We start from the raw sequence: 20765 nt of genomic DNA, 5'->3' as shown, positions 1-20765 counted from the left end.
CAACCTCACGGAATGGGTGGATTGTTCCAGCGTTGCACGGTCACGATCATGTGGCCTTCGCCGGTCAGGGATTTCCCTGCGTCGTCGACGGCGGCGATCACCTTGAGGTTGCCGGCATTGTTGGTGGACATCTTGCGCGCCGGGTTCGGTCCGGCATCGCCCGGTGTGAACACGCCCGCGTCAGCCTGCATGGTGCCGGCGAACTTGACGTCTTCGTCTTCCTTGGCGCGCTCGTCAAAGGCCTCGACCTTCCACTGCGCCGGGAACACGCCGATGCGATACGGCTTGCCATCAGCGCCCTTGCCCCAGGCTTCGGCGTCGAAACGGCCCTGGACTTTCGGCGTCGAACCGCCGCCCTCGCCGATCCGCGCCACCGAGAACTCAGGCACGACTTTGACTTCGGCGATCTGGCTGTACACCGACAGGCTCGGGCCTTTCAGCGTACCGACGGAGACTGCACGCAGACCCGGCTGGGCATTGGCGGCGGCCTTGAGTTTGACCTTGATTTGCTGCGGGCTCTGCTCGACGATTTCGAGCACTTCCACGCCTTTGCCGAAATTCGGCTTGCCACTCAGACCGCTGCCGATCAGGGTGACTTCGCTTTCGCTGCCGGCCTTCAGGTAACCCGGCTGCACCGCCAGCAAACGGGCGGAGCCCTGTTTGGCGGCGACGAAGTCCAGGCCACGCTCATCGTGCTCGGCCTCGAACATCCGGCCCTGCATCGCATTGCCCTGGGCGGCGAACACCTGGCGCATGGTCACGCCGTCGATGGTGACGTTGCCGCGCCATTCGTAGCCGGTGTAGAGGATCGCGCTGCCGTCGCCGTTGAACGGGGTACCGTCGGCGTATTGGCCTTTGACGCTGACCTTGAAGGTGTCGCTGCCGTCAGCGCTGACGCTCATCACACCCGCCAGTTCACCCTTGCCCGGCAAGTGACCGCTGAAGCTCCAGTCGCCTACCAATGCGTCGGACTTCGGCGCCACGCTCTGCCATTTTTTCCAGGCCGGGTTGTCCAGCGGATAGCGCTTGGCCAACAGCGGCACCATGTCTTTGCGAGCGATATCGAACCAGTCGCGATCGCGGGCCAGGGCCTGGTATTCCAGGGACGGCCACTGGCCGAGGTGGAAATTCACCAGGCGCTCCCACTCCTGAGCCGGACGCCGTTGCAAGGCGACCCGCGCACCGGAGTGGCAGCGACCGCACATCTGGCTGGTCTGCTCGTCGAACTTTTCGACGGTGTTGAGCCGGCGCTCCAGCGCATAGCGCACGCCGTCGGTCTCGCTGGGCGCCAGGCCCTGGGTGTCGGCCAGGTACTTGACCAGCGTCCGGCGGTCTTCATCGCTGATCTGCAAACCGTGCATGGTCTGCATTCGGGCAATGCTCATCAACCAGCCTTCCGGCGTTTTGCGCTGGTGGCTGATGCGGCTCAGGGCGTTATCGGCTTCGGGGGTATGACAGCCCTGACAGGTTTCCTTGAGGATGGTCTGGGCGTCGCGGGCTGCCAGGCTGTGAGGCGAATGCAGCGCTATACAAGCGGCTACGGCCAGCAGGCTGGCGCTCATGCCTGATCGGAGTTTTCTCTTCATCAACGTCGAACCTCGCACGGTGCTTTCTTATTTTTGTGGCTTATCGTTTTTTGGGTTTCTGCCGCCGGCGGCAAGCCGCTGACGGAGGCAGTAGAAACGTCTGCGATGAGCAATACACGGAGCGTGCCAGCTTGTTAAAACCTCGTTGAATCAATGATTTGCCAACATCGTCGGGCGTTTCTCCCAGGATACCGACCTGGCAACACGTTTAATTTCGCGACAACTGTTTCACTCTGAGACGAGCATAGGTGAGCCACGTCGATGGGCGATGACCAATGATCGTTTGGGCAGGGACGATGTGGTTATCCAGGGGGCTCGCGTTATCGTTGCCGACCTTCGCTACGATGCGGCGACCCGACAAGCCAGCGCCTATGTACAGAGATCACACCAAACCTGTGGGAGCGGGCTTGCCCGCGAAGACGGCAGCACATCCGCCATGAATGTGGCTGACGTACCGCTTTCGCGAGCAGGCTCGCACCTTTGAACGGTGAGTCGTCACCCAACTGTCACAATCCCTTGCTAGCGTCCGGCCGAAACATGTAGAAACAACTCGACCAGGCCAGGGGATTCGATATGAGCGACGAAACAGACGGTATAAACCCATCCTCAGCCGAATCCGACCACCCCATCGACACCAGTCGCCGCCGTTTTCTCGGTGGCGTCGCGGTACTCGGCGCCGGCGCAGCCCTCACTGCTTACGGCAATCAGGGCAATGTGCCAGGTGAGACGCCTGATCGTCCGCTATCGGCCGAAGAACTCGACAAAGCCTTGCACGACCAGGTGAAAACCGTGGTGGTGATCTACGCCGAAAACCGCAGCTTCAATAACCTCTTTGGCGATTTTCCCGGGGTCGAGAAACCGCTATCAGCGCTCCAGCCTGCCGATTATCAGCAGCGCGACCGCGATGGCAGCCTGTTGCAAACCTTGCCGCCGGTGTGGGGCGGTGTCTTGCAGATCGGTCCGCAAACCCTCGACGGCGTGACTTATCCCAACGCCGTCCAGTTTCAGGAAAACCTGCCCAACGCGCCCTTCGCCCTCAAAGGCCCGAACGCGGAAGACTTGCCGTTCGGTCTGGTGACCCGCGATCTGTGGCACGTGTTCTACCAGAACCAGATGCAGATCAACGGCGGCAAAAACGACGGCTTTGTCGCCTGGGCCGATTCCGGAGGCTTGACCATGGGCCACTATGCCCAGAGCCAATATTCCCTGCGCCTATGGGACATTGCCCGGGATTTCGTGCTCTGCGACAACTTCTTCCAGGGCGCCTTCGGTGGTTCATTTCTTAACCACCAATACCTGATCAGCGCCACCGCACCGTTTTATCCGGACTCGGCCAATTCGGTTGCCAAATCACAAATAGCCGTGCTGCAAAGCAACGATCCGGCTGACCCACGCCTCAAACCGCTGGAGTCCTCGCCGGCCAGCGCCATGACCGGTCCGCCGCAGTTCGGCCCCAGCGCGCTGACGCCCGATGGTTACGGGGTCAATACCCTCGCCCCGCCCTACTGGCCGACGTGGATCCGCGACCCGGACCATCCGGACTACTCCAAACCTGATCTGCCGAACGTCCTGGTTCCGCAGACCCACGAGCACATCGGCGACAAGCTGTCGAAGAAGAACATCGATTGGGCCTGGTACGCGGGGGCCTGGCAGGCGACGCTGGAGCAGTACAAGGATTCGGGAGGCATTCCGAAAATCCCGAACTTTCAGTACCACCACCAGCCGTTCAACTATTTCAAACGCCAGGGCCCGGAAAACCCGGAGGAACGTAAAAAGCGCCTGCGCGATGGCGGCCTGGGGGACGAATCCAGCACGAACAAGTTCTTTGCCGACGCCGAGGCGGGCAAGCTGCCGGCGGTGACTTTCTACAAACCCCAAGGCAACCTGAACATGCACGCCGGTTATGCCGACGTGGCGTCGGGTGACCGACATATCGTTCGCGCGCTTAAAGTGCTGCAACAAAGCCCACAATGGAAAAACATGGTGGTGGTGGTGACCATCGACGAGAACGGTGGCTGGTGGGACCACGTCGCCCCACCCAAGGGGGATCGCTGGGGCCCGGGCTCGCGGGTGCCGGCCCTGGTGGTGTCGCCGTTTTCACGCAAAGGCGCGGTCGATCACACGGTGTATGACACCGCGTCGATCCTGCGGCTGATTACCCGGGTGTTCCAATTGGAAAAACTCGAGGGTCTGAAGCAGCGCGATGAAGCGATGATCGCCCGAGGCCAGGCGCCGATGGGCGACCTGACCAACGCCTTGCAGTTTCCGGTCTGAATAAACCTTAAAAAAGGTTCTTCACGTAATCCCGGGGAAAACAAGGAGCCAGGTTGCCGACGATGATTGCAGGAGCGACGTAGTTATCCAGACGGTACGCGTCATCGTTGACGACCTTCGCTGCGATGCGGCGACCCGACAAGCCAGCTTCTACAGATCAGCGGGCGTCATGCTTGTCTCATTTGGCGTCTCAAGTTGCGACAAATCCGCCTCCTCCAGCGCCCCTCCCTCCGCACCGAACCCGGCTAAATACGGCCTTTGGGCAAACTGGCACAACCGTTGCGAAAGACCTCGGCACACGAACAAGACGAGGTTTCAACATGTCGCTTCCTGATCTGCTTCCCGCCACTTCGGCCTTTATCCAACGCGCGCCGCGCATGCTTATCGGCGGTGACTGGGTCGAGGCCGCCGACGGCCAGACCATGCCCCTGCACAACCCGGCCACCGGCGAGGTACTTTGTGTGGTGCCACGGGCCACGCCGGAAGATGTCGACCGCGCGGTGCTCGCCGCGCGTCAGGCGTTCGATGACTCGGCCTGGAGCCGTACCCGCCCCCGGGAGCGGCAGAACCTGTTGTGGAAACTCGCCGACCTGATGCAGCGCGACGCCGAGCTGCTGGCGCAGCTGGAGTGCCTGAACAATGGCAAGAGTGCCGCCGTCGCACAGGTGATGGACGTGCAGCTGGCCATCGACTTCCTGCGCTACATGGCCGGTTGGGCAACCAAGATCGAAGGCTCCAGTGTCGAGGTGTCGTTGCCGCTGATGCCCAATGATCAGTTCCACAGCTTCATCCGCCGCGAAGCGGTGGGCGTGGTTGGCGCCATCGTCGCCTGGAACTTCCCGTTGCTGCTGGCCTGCTGGAAACTCGGCCCGGCCCTGGCTACCGGTTGCACCGTAGTGCTCAAACCCGCCGATGAAACACCACTGACCGCACTGAAACTGGCGGAGCTGGTATTGGAAGCCGGTTATCCCGAAGGCGTGTTCAACGTGGTCACCGGCACGGGCATCACCGCCGGCTCCGCACTGACCCACAACCCCCTGGTGGACAAGCTGACCTTTACCGGCTCCACCGCCGTGGGCCAGCAGATCGGCAAGATCGCCATGGACTCGATGACCCGGGTCACCCTGGAACTGGGCGGCAAATCGCCAACCATCGTCATGGCCGATGCCGACCTGCCGAGCGCTGCCGCCGGGGCCGCCAGCGCGATTTTCTTCAATCAGGGTCAGGTGTGCTGCGCCGGCTCGCGCCTGTATGTGCAACGCAAGCATTTCGACAATGTGGTGGCGGACATCGCCGGCATCGCCAATGCCATGAAACTCGGCAACGGCCTGGACCCGAGCGTCGAGATGGGGCCGCTGATCTCTGCGCGTCAGCAGGCGCGGGTGTATGGCTATATCGAAAAAGGCCGGGAAAGCGGTGCGACCATTGCCTGCGGCGGCGAGCAATTCGGGCCGGGCTTTTTCGTCAAGCCGACGGTGATCGTTGACGTCGATCAGAAGCACTCACTGGTGCAGGAAGAAATCTTCGGCCCGGTGCTGGTGGCGATTCCGTTCGATGACGAAGCCGATGCGCTGCGCATGGCCAATGACAGCCCTTACGGGTTAGGCGCGAGTATCTGGTCGAATGACCTGGCAGCGGTGCACCGGATGATTCCGCGGATCAAGTCCGGTTCGGTGTGGGTCAACTGCCACAGCGCGCTGGACCCGGCGCTGCCGTTCGGGGGGTACAAGATGTCGGGGGTCGGGCGCGAGATGGGCTATGCGGCGATTGAGCATTACACGGAGCTGAAGTCGGTGTTGATCAAGCTGTAATAGCGGGCCCCTCTCGGCCGCCATCGCGGGCAAGCCCGCTCCCACAGGTTTTGTGGTGTTGCTGAATTCTTCGGCCTCACACAAATCACTGTGCGGGCTTGCCCGCGATGAGGCCGATTCAGACAGCTCAAATCTCAGGGCTTGAATCCCTGAGTCAACAACCAGCCGCGAACTATCCTTCCCTGCTCCACCGTCATCCCGGCCAACACCGAACCCGCCGGCTCGCCCTGCTTTAACCTCTGCACCAACGGCGCCAATTCAACCCCATGCACATGCCAGATCCCCAACGGCTGATCCGCGGTGATCACCACCTCGGCCTCGTCGACAAAACCATCCTTCAGCACTGGAGCCCGCTCGATCCTCAGGCCAATGAAGTCCGCTTCTGCATGGGCGACCTCAGCATCCGGCCACTGTCGCCGCGCTTGCCAGAAAGGCTGGTTCAACCAGCGTTGTTCATCGGCATAGAAATCCCGACCGATCCGCGCGAACCGCAGAAACAGCTGTTCCACCCGTTGCTGGTGAAAACGCTGGGCCAGCGCCGCCCGTTCGGGTTTGCGCAACAGGGTGTTGATCACCGTCGGTGCCTGTAATGCCGACGACAATGATTGGAAGATGCCATTGCCCGACAGCGGGTCGACCGCCATCGCCGCATCGCCGACCCGTATCCAGTGTTCGCCACACACCTGCGGGCTGAGGATGGCTGTGCTGCTGCGGGCGTGCAGGTTCAGATCAACCTCCGCTTCGCCGGCAAAAAATGCCCGAGCCACGGCTGAATCCTGACGTCGCTGGCGACAGTACTCCAGCAACTGCGCCTTGCCCGGTAACCCGGCGCTGGCCACGTCCACCGTCCATTGCCAGTAGCACTGGCCGTCGGCCCGCCGCGCCATCCACGCCCAGCCGTCCTTGAGACTCTCCACAGCGCTGGCGGTGTCGCCCGGCTTGCCTTGCCAGCGATTGAGCAGACTGACCGTCTCCGGCCCGCGCAGGCCCTTGCCGAGCGCCGGTGCCTGACGCCCGCGGGCTTCGACCAGAAAGTCTGCGCTCAGGCTTTCGCGTCCTTCGATGTCGATGCGATGCCCATCGGAAAATGACTGCACGCCCAGCACCCGGCCTTCGATCAACAGCACGCCAGCCGCGCGCAAGTCTTGGCGCAGGCCGCGATCGAAAGTCGGGCGATCCAGCAGGAATTCGATGTTTTGTGCGTGTTGCTGGCCGTTCCAGTTGACCTGCCGTTGCGATGGCAACGCCGCCTCCTCCAAAGCGTGATGTAGCCCTGCACCGCGCAAGGCGTCCAGCACCCGCACGGATACGCCTTCGAGCGCGGCAAACCGGCGCCACTCGCTGACCAGCGTGACGGCATAGCCCAGTCGCCGCAGCCCCAGTGCCACCGCCGCGCCCGCCGGGCCGGCCCCCAGCACCACAATCGCAGTCATGGCCCGAGGCGCCGTTCAGGGCCGCGATAGCGGGCGTTGTGCTGCAGATAGTCGATCACCTGTTCGTTGCTCGCCCCGGGGTGTGCTACCAGGAACGCCGCGATATGTCCGCTCAACGCGGCGCAGCCGAGACTGGCACCCGACTGGCCTGGATAAGTGCCGTGCACGCACGCGGCAAAGTCCGCCTGGGTGGTGTTGAGCCACGACCATTCAAGTTCGGCACAGCGCGCATCGCCCGTTACCCGCAGCACCTGTGGATAATTCGCCGGGTATACACCCTCGCCCTGGGCAGGGCTCGACGCGCACAGTAATACGCCCTTCGCCACCGCCGCCGCGCAAGCGTCACGCAACAGACTGCGGTCCTGACGCAGGCCGAGACTCAAATTGATCAGCCGCACATCCTGAGCCACCAGCCAGTCGATCGCCGTGGCTATCTGCAAGGCACTGGTCACCCCGCGCTGGTCGAACACCTGGGCCACGCAGAACAGTGCCGATGGCGCACAGCGACCTATGGCTTCGATGACCGCGCTGCCGTGGCCCAGGGGATCGCCGTGCAAATCGCTCTCGGTGAGTCCGTCCTCCACCAACGCAAAGCGCCGCCCGGCGATGACTTGCACCCGTTGCGCCGCCGAGTGACCGCTGTCCACCACGCCGATACACAATTCAGGCTTCATGCAGCACCGCTTTGGAAATCAATACGCCGTCGAGCAATTCAAAACGCAGATCGGCATCGGCCAGGGTTGAAGGACGATGGCTGATCAGTATCCGCGTACGCCCGGCGAACAGGCGGTCGATGGCCTCGATCACTTCGCGCTCAGTGGCTTCGTCCACCGCCGAGGTGGCTTCGTCGAGCACCAGAATCAAAGGGTCTTGCAACAGCGCACGGGCGATCGCGATGCGTTGTTTTTGCCCTCCGGACAACTGTTGCCCGCGCTCACCCAACGGGCTGTCGAGGCCTTCGGGCAAGGAGGCGATCAGGCTGTCGAGTTGGGCCAGCCGTGCCACTTCGGCTACCGCTTCGCGGCTGGCATCCGGCACCGCATAGGCCAGGTTGTCGGCCAGGCTGCCGCGAAACAGCACGATGTCCTGACTGACCACGGCGATGCGCCGACGCAACTGGAACAGGTCGAGTTCGCGCAGGTCCACTTCACCGAGCAACACCCGCCCGGATTGCGGGTCGTGGTGGCGCTGCAGCAGGTCGATCAAGGTCGATTTGCCAACCCCGGAGCCGCCGCTCAAGGCGACTTTCAAACCGTAGGGTATGGATGCCTGGATGCCGCGCAGGGTTGTGGTTCGGCCGGGATGACTGAAGTGCACGTCATCGAAACGCAGATCGCCAGAGGCCGGCAGCGACTGTGGCGTCGCGGGTGTGAGTACGGTCGGCTGTTCGCCGCGCAGTTCCATCACACGCCCGAGGCTGACGGTCATTCGCTGAATGGCGACATAGAGCCCGAGCAGGCTTTGCACTGGCCCGACGGCCATGCCCAGGTAGGTCGAAAACGCGATTAGCGCGCCCAGTTGCCAAGTGCCCTGCACCACCCAGTATCCGCCGATCAGAAAGGCGCAGGCGCGGGACAGGGAGGTCAGCGTGCCCGGCACGGCCTGGGTGAAAAACTCGGTGACTTGCAGGCGCAGTAACTGGCTCATGTAGCCCTGCCCCAGGTTTTCCAGGCGCCGCGCTTCGCGTTGCTGCTGGCCGGCGGACTGGATGAACTTCATCACCGGCAACGTCTCGACCATGAACGACGACATGTCCGCCGAGCGCTCGCGCAACTGCCGCACATCACGCTCGACCTTGCGCCGCATCCAGCGCAGCCAGAGCACGTCGAGAGGAATCAGCACCAGTGCCAGCAGCGACAGTTTCCAGGACAGGGTCAGCAGCATCGCCAGCGCAACCACCAGGCCAATCACGCTGGACACCGCCGAAAACAGCGAGTCCACGGCAAAACGCTGGATCTCCGCCACGTCGCCATCGAGGCGCGACATCAGGTCACCGATGCGCCGCTGACCGTAGAAGCTGGGGGACAGGGTCTGCAAATGCCGATAGAGGTCATCGCGCAGGGCAAACAGCATGCGCCCGGACAGCCGCGTGTGCAGATAACGGTTAATCCCGGACAACGCCGTGCCGAGCAAGCCGGCAACGATCATCAGCCCGGCGATCAGCACCAGCATCGGGAAATTGCGCGCGAGCAACCCGTCGTCGATCAACAGCTTGGTCAGCCACGGTTGCACCAGCACCAATGCCGAAGCACAGACCGACAAACCCAGCAGCCCGGCGATCGCCAGTCGATGAGGCCGCACGAAACTGTAGAGCCAGCGCAACGACGATTGCAGGGCTTCGGGGTTCTGGCTGTCGATCAGCCGAACGATCAGGCGCTGCATCACGAGCGCAACTGTTTGAGCTTGCGATACAGGGTCGCGCGGCTGATGCCCAGGGCGTCGGCGGCGGCCGAGACGTTGCCCTGATGGCTATCCAGGGACTGACGAATCATCTCCAGTTCGTTTTCGCGGATGCTCCCGGACTGCGGACGTTCGCTTGAGCTCAGGTCATCGAGCATGCTGTCGGGTAAGTGATCGAGGGTGAGGACGGTTTCCCCCGGCTCGCGCATGGCCAGTGCAGTGCGCAGGACCATCTCCAGTTGGCGGATGTTGCCCGGCCAGTGATAGCCGCCGAGCAAACGGCTCAAGTCGTCATGCAGCACCACCGTTGGTGCATCGAGTCTGGCCAGCAAACGGCTGACCAGCGCGCTGAAGTCTTCACGCTCGCGCAGGGCCGGGAGCATCACGCTGATGCCGTTGACCCGGTAGAACAGGTCTTCGCGAAAGTGTTTTTCTTCCACCAGCCGCTTGAGGTCGCGATGGGTGGCACAGATCAATGCGACGTCGATGTCCTGCTCTTCGCCAGCGCCCAACGGAGCGACCTTGCGATCCTGCAATACGCGCAGCAATCGCGCCTGCAGTGCCAGCGGCATGTCACCGATTTCGTCGAGGAACAGCGTGCCGCCGTGGGCCTGTTGCAAGCGACCGATCATGCCGCCACGCCGCGAACCGGTGAATGCGCCTTCGCGGTAGCCGAACAGTTCGGACTCGATCAGGCCTTCAGGAATGGCCGCACAGTTCACCGCGACGAAAGGTTTGTCGGCGCGGCTGCCCGCCATGTGCAGGGAACGGGCGATGACTTCCTTGCCGGTACCGGTTTCGCCCAACAGCAACACCGGCAGTTGGTTGGCCAGGCCTTGGCGAGCCATGCGCAGGGCCCGGGCATAACGCACATTGCTGCCGGCCAGGGATTCGAGGTCCGGCTGGGACTTGGCGGGTTTTGCAACGCTGCGCGGTGGATTGCTGACGTTGATCGAACGCTGCGGCGCACGCAGGGTTTTGTAGAAAAATTCACCTTTGGCGGTCTGCAGGTTGCCAACGCCGCCCTGATGCAGTCGCGCCAACAGTTGCAGGCCATCGACGCCGAGAAACTCTTCACACCGCCGACCGACCAGTGCCGAGCGCTCGGCATGCAGCAACTGGCAGGCCTGGGCGCTGACGGCGAGGATCTGCCCGCCGAGGCTTACGGCCAACAAGCCCTGCCAGGGGGATTCGAGGTACTGGCGACGGCTGTGGAAGGCCAGGACGATTTCATCCGGATAGCTTGTGTTGAAGACGCGGCTTTCGATCTGGCTGACGGCCATGGCCAGCAACGCGGTGCTGTCGTGGGCGCGGCCGAGCGGACCTTCGCGGGTCAGGTCCAGGACACCGAGAATATTGCCCTGTGGGCAATGGATCGGCACCGAGGTGCAGGAAAAATCACTGAGGCGATCCAGGTAATGCTCGCCGCAATCGATCAGGGTTGGCCGCGCTTCCACCAACGCCGTGCCGAGGGCGTTGGTGCCACGTACGGCTTCGCTCCAGCAGGCACCGAGGGTGATGTCTTGCAGGCCACTGCCCTTGAGTCGGTCGGCGCGTCCTTCGACCGCCAGAATGGTCGCCTCGGAGTTGGCGAGAATGATCAGCCCTTCCTTACCCTGGCGTTCGGCCAGGTAATCGATCGCCGGTAAGGCTGCGTCAATCAGCAGACGGTTGCTTGCCAGCAATACATCGAGGCTCGCCGTCGATTCCAGCGCCAGTTCATGCTGGGCATTGAAATGCACGCCATGGCTGAGACTGCGCCGCCACGAGGCATCGATTTCGGCGCGCAGGACGCCATCCGGTACTTCGCCTTCCAGATGCAGCTTTTCCCGGGCCAGCCGGGCTTCGCGGTGCAATTTGGGGGAATTTGTTTTTATAAGTGTCATCAAGCGCTCCGGGTCGGTCCGCCCTGCGCCTTTGTACAACGGCGCCCTGCCGCAATCTTTACGTTAACGTAAGGGCTATGGCAAGAGCCGTAGAGCGTTTGTGTTTCGCCAGGTGGATGGTGACACCGTTCATTGTCGGCAAGCCTGGCCCTACAGTGGGATTCAACTCGATAGATCGCAGGAGCCTGGCTTGCCAGCGATGGCCTTCAGACGTGAGGATCACCCGGCGGTTTGCTCGGCGCGGCGTATTGCGGTTTCAGGTGGCCTTCCTGATCGAGCAGCCAGGCGTCCATGATCTGCCGCACCACGGGACCGGCAACGCGGCCACCGGCCTCACCGTTTTCGATCATCACCGAAATGGCAATCTTGGGATGTTCCGCCGGCGCGAAACCGACAAACAAAGCGTTGTCACGGTTGCGTTCAAGGGTCTTCTCGCGGTTGTAACGCTCGCCCTGCTTGATCGCCACCACTTGCGCAGTACCGCTCTTGCCGGCGATGCGGTACTGCGCGCCCACCGCTGCCGCGCGGGCAATCCCGCGGGCATCGTGCATCACCATCTGCATGCCGTGGTTGACCTGCTCCCAGTCACTGGGATCCTTGAGCAGGATATTCGGCATCGGGTGCTCATCCACTGGCGCGACACCGTCCACGGTCTTGGCCAGGTGCGGACGGTTCCACACCCCTTTGTTGGCGATCAACGCAGTGGCCTGGGCCAGTTGCAGCGGCGTGACTTGCATGTACCCCTGGCCAATGCCGAGGATTACCGTCTCACCCGGGAACCACGGCTGGCGGCGCGTCGCGCGCTTCCAGGCCTGGGATGGCATCAATCCGGGAGACTCTTCGTACATGTCCAGCGAGACCTTTTCACCGAGACCGAACATCGCCATGTAGTCGTGCAGGCGGTCGATGCCCAGCTTGTGTGCCAGATCGTAGAAATAGGTGTCGTTGGAACGCATGATCGCCGCGTCCATGTCTACCCATCCATCACCGCTATGGTTCCAGTTACGGTACTTGTGATTGAAGTCCGGCAACTGGTAGTAGCCAGGGTCGAAGACTCGGGTCTGCGGCGTGACCACACCGGCGTCGAGGCCGGCAATCGCAACTTCCGGCTTAATGGTCGAGCCAGGCGCATAGAGGCCGCGCAGCACGCGGTTGAACAGTGGCCGGTCGATCGAATCGTGCAGCGCCGCGTACTCCTTGAAGCTGATGCCGGTCACGAACAGATTCGGGTCGAAGCTGGGTTTGCTGACCATGGCCAGGACTTCACCCGTCGACGGATCGAGCGCAACCACCGAGCCGCGACGGTCACCCAGGGCCTGCTCGGCGGCTTCCTGAAGTTTGACGTCGAGACTCAGGACGATGTTTTTACCCGGTATCGGGTCGGTGTGCTTGAGCACTCGCAGCACACGCCCCTGAGCGTTGGTTTCGACTTCTTCGTATCCGACATGGCCATGCAGTTCCGACTCGTAGAATTTCTCGATCCCGGTTTTGCCAATGGATTGGGTGCCCCGGTATTCGACCGAGTCCAGGGCCTTGGATTCTTTCTCGTTGATACGACCGACGTAGCCGATTGAATGAGCGAAGTGTTCAGCGAACGGATAGTGGCGCACGAACTGCGGCTCGACATCGATGCCCGGCAAACGGAACTCATTGACCGCGAGCACCGCGATCTGTTCTTCGCTGAGCTCATAGAACAGCGTGACCGGAACGAACGGATGCCGCGCCTGCTTCATCGCTTTGTCGAACAGCGCACGGTCTTCGGCAGGCAGGTGCAGCAGGTTGACCACTTCGTCCAGCTCTTGTTTGACATCCGAAGCGCGTTCGCGAGTGATCGTCAGGTTGTAGCTGGGCCGGTTGTCGGCTAGAACCACGCCATTGCGGTCATAGATCAACCCGCGAGTAGGTGTGATTGGCAGGACATGGACACGGTTGTTTTCGGAGATCGTGGAGTGATAGTCGAATTCGACTACCTGCAGGACATACATGCGCACCACCAGCGCGCAGGTAATGGCGACGACAAACAAGGCGCAGGCGATCAGTCTTTTGTTGACCAGGCGCTTCTCATTTTCGTGATCCTTGATCGGTATCGGTTCGGGCATTTCTGTAGCAACTCTGTGAAGAGGAAGTGCCGATCCGTGGGCTTGAAATCAGTCCGTTAAAAAAACGAGCTGCACCATACCAAAAACTGCCCGGTCACTTTAGTGCGATTTCCTATAAGGACGGTCCTTGAGCGTCGCAAAGGGGTTTCGGTGGGATGGTGGATTCGTGCTTTTCATACAGGATTGATAATCCCATTCATGCATTTTTCTTGCTCATTAGCCCGTGAATACTGGGTGCATGTCATTCCATTCTGATTTTTGGGAGTTTTTTCCATGCATCCACGATTTCAACGACTATTGGGTTCGAATGGGTTCTCCATCGGACTGGAGTTGCCACTCGACAATGACTGGTCCAGTGCCGGTCAGGGGCTGCGGATGACCGAAGGTCGACCTTTTGGTGTACCGGACCTGAAGCAGCACGCAGCTATGGCACGCCTGGCTGACAAGTCGGGTTTTCACGCACTGTGGGTTCGTGATGTTCCGATTTATGACCCGAATTTCGGTGATGCGGCACAGGTTTTCGAAACCTTTTCCTATCGTAACTGATCCATAAACCCCACCTATCCAAACAGGTGGCGTCTAAGGCGGGGAGGAATCAAATCATGCTGGCGCGGAGGCCATTCGCGGCGCAGCTACTTCATTTTTTGTGGCTTGATATCCACCACTGTCCCCGCTTGTACGTTTTTGATCGGTGAAAGCAAGTGCGGCGAAATATTCGTAAGCGCTCCATGGTATCCGCTCCATGAACCCCGCATTCCAAGCCGCCATCTGATGCCCGAAGCTATGCTCCCGACTTCTCTACTTGTGGCACAAAATTGCCAAAATTTGTATTCGTCCGGGCATCCCGTCTTGCACCCTGGAGAGCAGGAAAACAGAGGGACACGTAGGTCAGTTCGTATAATTACATTAGACGGTGTTTTAACTGGTTTCCGTCCCCCCAATTTGGCACTGATTCGAGTGTGTTTTCAGCCTCCCTCCATCGGTTTGCCACGCCATCGGGTGAGGCGGGCGGATTTATGCGCCGAAATGCTCTCGACTTGTTCTCGCGATATTGCACGAGTGATCAATACCGGCATCGCGCGGGCCTTGTTTCTGAAATCCCAATCGGCTGTGCGTCTTATCAAGCTCCGCATAATTATATTGGCCATGTTTTAGCTTTGGCTTGGCCCCCATTTCGTGACCAGGAAACTGGAGCCCCATGCTGGTTTGACCGGTGCAGGCGTGAATGAACCTGAATTGGGTCCATGTGCGCCACGGCAATATCGCCCTCGGTGCGATATGAGTGCTGATCTGGTTTGTGTCGGGGCGTTAGGGTGGGCATCCGGGTTGAGAGGGTGTGGCGTAGGTGCGTCTACGGTGCTTTCAGTTGAAAGTCGTCGAGAAATAAGCGGCGTTTTTAGGTGCGGATCAGGGCTTGTTGAGTGCTTATAAGGGTTGGGTGAGTGTGGTGCGGGGCGTTCTCGGGTTTATATGGAGTGGTGACGGTGCAGGTCGGGGCAGAGAGCGCACCCAAAGCACCCAAACTGCCAAGAAGGGTGTTGCCGGAGGGAAGCCTGCTCGGCTCCTTCCGAAGATAGCTGAGCTGTCCGAGAACTTTGCGGAACAGTTTCGTGTGTCTGCCATCACGAGAGGCGGCATCCTCCACCTGATTCATCACGTGCCTGGAGAACTTGGCGGTACATCGAAGGACGTCGAAAGGTCCTAGCCTACGATACGATCCATACACCCCATGGTAGGGTTCAGGCTTAACGTCGTATCTCTGGCGAGCAGTTCCACGGCAGCAGCGCTTCATAATCCGCCACCGACTGCGCATGTGGTAACTGCTCCAGTACGTGGCGCAGCCACGTATAAGGCTCTTGGCCGTTGACTTTGGCGGTCTCCACCAGGCTGTAGATCTGAGCACTGGCGGTGGCGCCTTTGGGCGTGTCGCTGAACAGCCACGCCTTGCGACCGATAACAAACGGTTTTATCGCTCTTTCGGCCGTATTGTTGTCGATCGGTAAAAAACCGGCTTCCACGTACCGCTCCAGCCGGCTCCAGTTGCTGGCAAGATAGTTAACAGCCTTACCCAGCACACTTTGTGGCGTGACTTGGGGCTGCGTTTTCTCCAGCCAGCTTTTCAACTGAGCCAGGATCGGTACGCTCTTTTGCTGACGGCCGATTAAACGCTGTTCATCATCGCTGTCCTTGAGCTCACGCTCGAGGCCATACAGCTTGTTGATCATTGTTAGGGCGATATCGGCACGTCCTGTCTTGCCCTTCGGCTGCACTTTCTGAGCCTCGACAAACTTGCGGCGCGCATGGGCCATGCAGGCCAGCCGTTCAACCCCGGTTGCAACGCCAAGGCGTTATAGCCCGCGTAATCATCGGTCATCACATAGCCGCGATAACTTTCCAGCAGACGCAACGGAACCTCCTGCGCACGGCTGGAGGTGTAGTCGAACAACACAACTTTGCGATCCGGCGACCCGCTGGCTTGCACCCACATCCAGGATTGGCTGGTTGGGTCTCGATCCGGTTCTTTAAGTACCTGGACGCGAGTTTCATCACAGTGGATGACCCGACTTTCCAGCAGCCGATCTCGCATTAGATTCAATAACGGCTGCAAATGCTCGCCGCACTGGATGACCCACCGCGCCAAGGTTTGGCGAGGATGTCCACACCATGCCGGGCAAGCACGGTTTCGAAACGGTGTAGCGGCAGGCCGTCGACGTATTTAGTGGTCAACAACATCGCCAAGACACTCGGACTGGCCATGCTCTTTTCGATTAACTGAGCCGGTTTGTCAGCAGTGACCGGCGCCGCTTCACAACCACGACACCCGTAGACTTTGCGGATGTGTTTGATCACGCGGATTTGCATCGGCACGATATCCAGCTGCTCGCTAGTTTCTTCGCTGACGACATGCTTGCGGCAACCACAGGCACACGTCAGTTCGTGCTCGGGAAGTTCGTGGATGACTTCGATGCGCGGCAGATCAGCAGACAGGGGCTTGCGCTTGCCACGACGCGAAGTCGGAGCAACAACTTCTTCGTCAGCGTCGCCGATTGAAGACATCGGCTCGCTTTCGGGCTCGTTGAACAACGCCAGTTGAGGGGTATTGGGTTCAACGGTCTGCTCGGATTTGCGACCGAACAAACGGTCGCGCAGCAGTTTGATCTGTTCTTTCAAATCGAAGATATGAGTTTGGTATGCCTCAGCAGTTACCTGCTGACGACTGAGCGCCTCAAGCAACATTTGCTTGAGCAGAACAGGGTCATCAGGGAGGTCTTCGGGCATCAAATTCATGCCCGGATTATACCCGTCAGGCGACGAATCTTGGAGTTAAAACCTTATGCGGACGGTTGCGCCAGAGATCAAATCCATCCAGTAGCCAGTTCAGTTCTTGGACGGTCAGCACGATAGCCTCGTCCACCTCATCGGGTGAAGTTTTGAAACGCTCGGACTCCAGGCGCTTGAGCCAAAGGCAGAAGCCGTTGCGCTCCCAGTACAACACTTTGACGCGGTTACGGTAGCGATTCAGAAAAACAAAGAGCACGGGGTCGAACACCGCGACCTTGATATCCAGTTCGACCAGCGCTGCCAGGCCATCGATGGATTTTCGAAAATCTACCGGCTTTGGGTAGAGGTACACTTTTTCAACGCTGGAATTGGGACGCATCATGGTGACGGGCTCCTGATGGAAATCGGGAGCACAGCATCAGCTGTCAGCTATCCGCTTGGAATGTGGGGTTCATGGAGCGGATACTTCCTATCTCGGGTACCTGGCCGGTATTACCGAAAATATCATGTTGGGAACGGCGGCGGTTGTACTGCCAATGCGTCAGCCTTGGTTGACGTTGAAGTCAGCTAACAGTGTCGATGAGCTGAGTGATGGGCGCCTGCTGCTAGGCGTGGCCAGTGGTGACCGCCCGATGGAGTTACGAAACAGGCTTCTAATGCAATGCCTCGGGAATCTGGCACAACCGTCAGGCGCTCTCCGCCCATCACGGCACTTTCCTGCGGGCAAAAACAAAACCCCTACCTGCATACGCGGATAGGGGTTTCGGAATTTAATCTTGACGATGACCTACTCTCACATGGGGAAACCCCACACTACCATCGGCGATGCATCGTTTCACTTCTGAGTTCGGGATGGGATCAGGTGGTTCCAATGCTCTATGGTCGTCAAGAAATTCGGGTACCGAACCGTCTTTCGACGCTTCAGCAAATTGGGTATGCGATAGTTTGTGTGTTGTGCGAACTTTCGGTTCATTGCGTCTTCACACACCGCAATCTGGCTTTTAAGCGCAAATTGCTTGGGTGTTATATGGTCAAGCCTCACGGGCAATTAGTATTGGTTAGCTCAACGCCTCACAGCGCTTACACACCCAACCTATCAACGTCGTAGTCTTCGACGGCCCTTCAGGGGACTCAAGGTCCCAGTGAGATCTCATCTTGAGGCTAGTTTCCCGCTTAGATGCTTTCAGCGGTTATCTATTCCGAACATAGCTACCCGGCAATGCCACTGGCGTGACAACCGGAACACCAGAGGTTCGTCCACTCCGGTCCTCTCGTACTAGGAGCAGCCCCTCTCAAATCTCAAACGTCCACGGCAGATAGGGACCGAACTGTCTCACGACGTTCTAAACCCAGCTCGCGTACCACTTTAAATGGCGAACAGCCATACCCTTGGGACCGGCTTCAGCCCCAGGATGTGATGAGCCGACATCGAGGTGCCAAACACCGCCGTCGATATGAACTCTTGGGCGGTATCAGCCTGTTATCCCCGGAGTACCTTTTATCCGTTGAGCGATGGCCCTTCCATACAGAACCACCGGATCACTAAGACCTACTTTCGTACCTGCTCGACGTGTCTGTCTCGCAGTCAAGCGCGCTTTTGCCTTTATACTCTACGACCGATTTCCGACCGGTCTGAGCGCACCTTCGTACTCCTCCGTTACTCTTTAGGAGGAGACCGCCCCAGTCAAACTACCCACCATACACTGTCCTCGATCCGGATAACGGACCTGAGTTAGAACCTCAAAGTTGCCAGGGTGGTATTTCAAGGATGGCTCCACGCGAACTGGCGTCCACGCTTCAAAGCCTCCCACCTATCCTACACAAGCAAATTCAAAGTCCAGTGCAAAGCTATAGTAAAGGTTCACGGGGTCTTTCCGTCTAGCCGCGGATACACTGCATCTTCACAGCGATTTCAATTTCACTGAGTCTCGGGTGGAGACAGCGCCGCCATCGTTACGCCATTCGTGCAGGTCGGAACTTACCCGACAAGGAATTTCGCTACCTTAGGACCGTTATAGTTACGGCCGCCGTTTACCGGGGCTTCGATCAAGAGCTTCGCGTTAGCTAACCCCATCAATTAACCTTCCGGCACCGGGCAGGCGTCACACCCTATACGTCCACTTTCGTGTTTGCAGAGTGCTGTGTTTTTAATAAACAGTCGCAGCGGCCTGGTATCTTCGACCGGCGTGGGCTTACGCAGCAAGTGCTTCACCCTCACCGGCGCACCTTCTCCCGAAGTTACGGTGCCATTTTGCCTAGTTCCTTCACCCGAGTTCTCTCAAGCGCCTTGGTATTCTCTACCCAACCACCTGTGTCGGTTTGGGGTACGGTTCCTGGTTACCTGAAGCTTAGAAGCTTTTCTTGGAAGCATGGCATCAACCACTTCGTGTTCTAAAAGAACACTCGTCATCAGCTCTCGGCCTTGGAATCCCGGATTTACCTAAGATTCCAGCCTACCACCTTAAACTTGGACAACCAACGCCAAGCTGGCCTAGCCTTCTCCGTCCCTCCATCGCAATAACCAGAAGTACAGGAATATTAACCTGTTTTCCATCGACTACGCTTTTCAGCCTCGCCTTAGGGACCGACTAACCCTGCGTCGATTAACGTTGCGCAGGAAACCTTGTCTTTCGGCGTGGGTGTTTTTCACACCCATTGTCGTTACTCATGTCAGCATTCGCACTTCTGATACCTCCAGCAAGCTTCTCAACTCACCTTCACAGGCTTACAGAACGCTCCTCTACCGCATCACCTAAGTGATACCCGTAGCTTCGGTGTATGGTTTGAGCCCCGTTACATCTTCCGCGCAGGCCGACTCGACTAGTGAGCTATTACGCTTTCTTTAAAGGGTGGCTGCTTCTAAGCCAACCTCCTAGCTGTCTAAGCCTTCCCACATCGTTTCCCACTTAACCATAACTTTGGGACCTTAGCTGACGGTCTGGGTTGTTTCCCTTTTCACGACGGACGTTAGCACCCGCCGTGTGTCTCCCATGCTCGGCACTTGTAGGTATTCGGAGTTTGCATCGGTTTGGTAAGTCGGGATGACCCCCTAGCCGAAACAGTGCTCTACCCCCTACAGTGATACATGAGGCGCTACCTAAATAGCTTTCGAGGAGAACCAGCTATCTCCGAGCTTGATTAGCCTTTCACTCCGATCCACAGGTCATCCGCTAACTTTTCAACGGTAGTCGGTTCGGTCCTCCAGTCAGTGTTACCTAACCTTCAACCTGCCCATGGATAGATCGCCCGGTTTCGGGTCTATTCCCAGCGACTAGACGCCCTATTAAGACTCGCTTTCGCTACGCCTCCCCTATTCGGTTAAGCTCGCCACTGAAAATAAGTCGCTGACCCATTATACAAAAGGTACGCAGTCACAGAACAAAGTCTGCTCCCACTGCTTGTACGCATACGGTTTCAGGATCTATTTCACTCCCCTCTCCGGGGTTCTTTTCGCCTTTCCCTCACGGTACTAGTTCACTATCGGTCAGTCAGTAGTATTTAGCCTTGGAGGATGGTCCCCCCATATTCAGACAAAGTTTCTCGTGCTCCGTCCTACTCGATTTCATGACTAAGAGATTTTCGCGTACAGGGCTATCACCCACTATGGCCGCACTTTCCAGAGCGTTCCGCTAATCTCAAAGCCACTTAAGGGCTAGTCCCCGTTCGCTCGCCACTACTAAGGGAATCTCGGTTGATTTCTTTTCCTCAGGGTACTTAGATGTTTCAGTTCCCCTGGTTCGCCTCTTAAGCCTATGTATTCAGCTTAAGATAACCATCTTATGATGGCTGGGTTCCCCCATTCAGACATCTCCGGATCAAAGTCTGTTTGCCGACTCCCCGAAGCTTTTCGCAGGCTACCACGTCTTTCATCGCCTCTGACTGCCAAGGCATCCACCGTATGCGCTTCTTCACTTGACCATATAACCCCAAGCAATCTGGTTATACTGTGAAGACGACATTCGCCGAAAATTCGCATTGCTCAAAGAGCAACTCA

Annotated in this window: 10 protein-coding genes, 2 rRNA genes and 2 pseudogenes; 4 read left to right on the top strand and 10 right to left on the bottom strand. The window is 59.0% G+C overall.

Features of this window, described 5'->3' with window-relative positions; translation table 11 throughout:
• Positions 1–5: 5 nt before the first annotated feature.
• Positions 6–1586: a quinohemoprotein amine dehydrogenase subunit alpha gene (gene peaA / locus ACGJAX_RS15015; protein ID WP_390959719.1), complete on the bottom strand. Its 1581-nt coding sequence runs from the start codon at positions 1584–1586 to the stop codon at positions 6–8.
• A 573-nt stretch (positions 1587–2159) separates the two neighbouring features.
• Between peaA and ACGJAX_RS15010 the strand changes: the two genes are divergently transcribed.
• Complete coding sequence (locus ACGJAX_RS15010; protein WP_390959717.1) at positions 2160–3860, top strand: acid phosphatase; 1701 nt, start codon at positions 2160–2162, stop codon at positions 3858–3860.
• 320 nt (positions 3861–4180) lie between these two features.
• Entirely contained in the window at positions 4181–5671 is a 1491-nt protein-coding gene (locus ACGJAX_RS15005) for an aldehyde dehydrogenase (protein WP_090318424.1), read from the top strand.
• A gap of 134 nt (positions 5672–5805) precedes the next feature.
• Here the strand turns inward: ACGJAX_RS15005 and ACGJAX_RS15000 are convergent, their stop codons facing one another.
• The 5 genes from ACGJAX_RS15000 to mrdA all read right to left on the bottom strand — a co-directional run bounded on the left by ACGJAX_RS15000 (position 5806) and on the right by mrdA (position 13489).
• Positions 5806–7104: a tryptophan 7-halogenase gene (locus tag ACGJAX_RS15000; protein ID WP_390959715.1), complete on the bottom strand. Its 1299-nt coding sequence runs from the start codon at positions 7102–7104 to the stop codon at positions 5806–5808.
• Positions 7101–7778, bottom strand: coding sequence for a S8 family serine peptidase (locus tag ACGJAX_RS14995; RefSeq protein WP_390959713.1), 678 nt, complete (start codon positions 7776–7778; stop codon positions 7101–7103). Before ACGJAX_RS14995 ends, ACGJAX_RS15000 begins: the two co-directional genes overlap by 4 nt.
• Positions 7768–9486: an ABC transporter transmembrane domain-containing protein gene (locus tag ACGJAX_RS14990; RefSeq protein WP_390959711.1), complete on the bottom strand. Its 1719-nt coding sequence runs from the start codon at positions 9484–9486 to the stop codon at positions 7768–7770. The genes ACGJAX_RS14995 and ACGJAX_RS14990 overlap by 11 nt, the downstream gene beginning before the upstream one ends.
• Complete coding sequence (locus tag ACGJAX_RS14985; protein ID WP_390959709.1) at positions 9486–11390, bottom strand: sigma 54-interacting transcriptional regulator; 1905 nt, start codon at positions 11388–11390, stop codon at positions 9486–9488. The genes ACGJAX_RS14990 and ACGJAX_RS14985 overlap by 1 nt, the downstream gene beginning before the upstream one ends.
• Before the next feature lie 206 nt (positions 11391–11596).
• A complete protein-coding gene (mrdA, locus tag ACGJAX_RS14980) occupies positions 11597–13489 on the bottom strand; it encodes a penicillin-binding protein 2 (protein ID WP_390959707.1) in 1893 nt (630 codons plus the stop codon).
• A 273-nt stretch (positions 13490–13762) separates the two neighbouring features.
• Here mrdA and ACGJAX_RS14975 point away from each other — a divergent pair, with 273 nt between their 5' ends.
• Positions 13763–14035: a hypothetical protein gene (locus ACGJAX_RS14975; protein ID WP_390959705.1), complete on the top strand. Its 273-nt coding sequence runs from the start codon at positions 13763–13765 to the stop codon at positions 14033–14035.
• Positions 14036–15234: 1199 nt separating this feature from the next.
• On the opposite strand, the pseudogene tnpC reads toward ACGJAX_RS14975, so the two are convergent.
• Both tnpC and tnpB read right to left on the bottom strand, forming a co-directional pair.
• A pseudogene (tnpC, locus tag ACGJAX_RS14970) lies at positions 15235–16777 on the bottom strand (IS66 family transposase).
• Positions 16778–16793: 16 nt separating this feature from the next.
• Positions 16794–17153: an IS66 family insertion sequence element accessory protein TnpB gene (tnpB, locus tag ACGJAX_RS14965; protein ID WP_390955637.1), complete on the bottom strand. Its 360-nt coding sequence runs from the start codon at positions 17151–17153 to the stop codon at positions 16794–16796.
• A gap of 85 nt (positions 17154–17238) precedes the next feature.
• Between tnpB and ACGJAX_RS14960 the strand changes: the two are divergent.
• A pseudogene (locus ACGJAX_RS14960) lies at positions 17239–17409 on the top strand (LLM class flavin-dependent oxidoreductase); the annotation flags it as partial.
• Positions 17410–17545: 136 nt separating this feature from the next.
• Here ACGJAX_RS14960 and rrf read toward each other — a convergent pair.
• Positions 17546–17661 (bottom strand): 5S ribosomal RNA (gene rrf, locus ACGJAX_RS14955).
• A 137-nt stretch (positions 17662–17798) separates the two neighbouring features.
• Positions 17799–20689: ribosomal RNA gene (locus ACGJAX_RS14950) — 23S ribosomal RNA — on the bottom strand.
• Positions 20690–20765 lie beyond the last annotated feature (76 nt).

The organism is Pseudomonas moorei, assembly GCF_042846945.1.
Lineage (GTDB): Bacteria > Pseudomonadota > Gammaproteobacteria > Pseudomonadales > Pseudomonadaceae > Aquipseudomonas > Aquipseudomonas moorei.
Note: the sequence above shows the minus strand (reverse complement) of the source record. Positions and strands in the feature narration are given on the sequence as shown.

Coding starts and splice junctions, on each gene's coding strand:
- peaA (WP_390959719.1), bottom strand. CDS start 1,586: ATGAAGAGAAAACTCCGATCAGGCATGAGCGCCAGCCTGCTGGCCGTA.
- ACGJAX_RS15010 (WP_390959717.1), top strand. CDS start 2,160: ATGAGCGACGAAACAGACGGTATAAACCCATCCTCAGCCGAATCCGAC.
- ACGJAX_RS15005 (WP_090318424.1), top strand. CDS start 4,181: ATGTCGCTTCCTGATCTGCTTCCCGCCACTTCGGCCTTTATCCAACGC.
- ACGJAX_RS15000 (WP_390959715.1), bottom strand. CDS start 7,104: ATGACTGCGATTGTGGTGCTGGGGGCCGGCCCGGCGGGCGCGGCGGTG.
- ACGJAX_RS14995 (WP_390959713.1), bottom strand. CDS start 7,778: ATGAAGCCTGAATTGTGTATCGGCGTGGTGGACAGCGGTCACTCGGCG.
- ACGJAX_RS14990 (WP_390959711.1), bottom strand. CDS start 9,486: ATGCAGCGCCTGATCGTTCGGCTGATCGACAGCCAGAACCCCGAAGCC.
- ACGJAX_RS14985 (WP_390959709.1), bottom strand. CDS start 11,390: ATGACACTTATAAAAACAAATTCCCCCAAATTGCACCGCGAAGCCCGG.
- mrdA (WP_390959707.1), bottom strand. CDS start 13,489: ATGCCCGAACCGATACCGATCAAGGATCACGAAAATGAGAAGCGCCTG.
- ACGJAX_RS14975 (WP_390959705.1), top strand. CDS start 13,763: ATGCATCCACGATTTCAACGACTATTGGGTTCGAATGGGTTCTCCATC.
- tnpB (WP_390955637.1), bottom strand. CDS start 17,153: ATGATGCGTCCCAATTCCAGCGTTGAAAAAGTGTACCTCTACCCAAAG.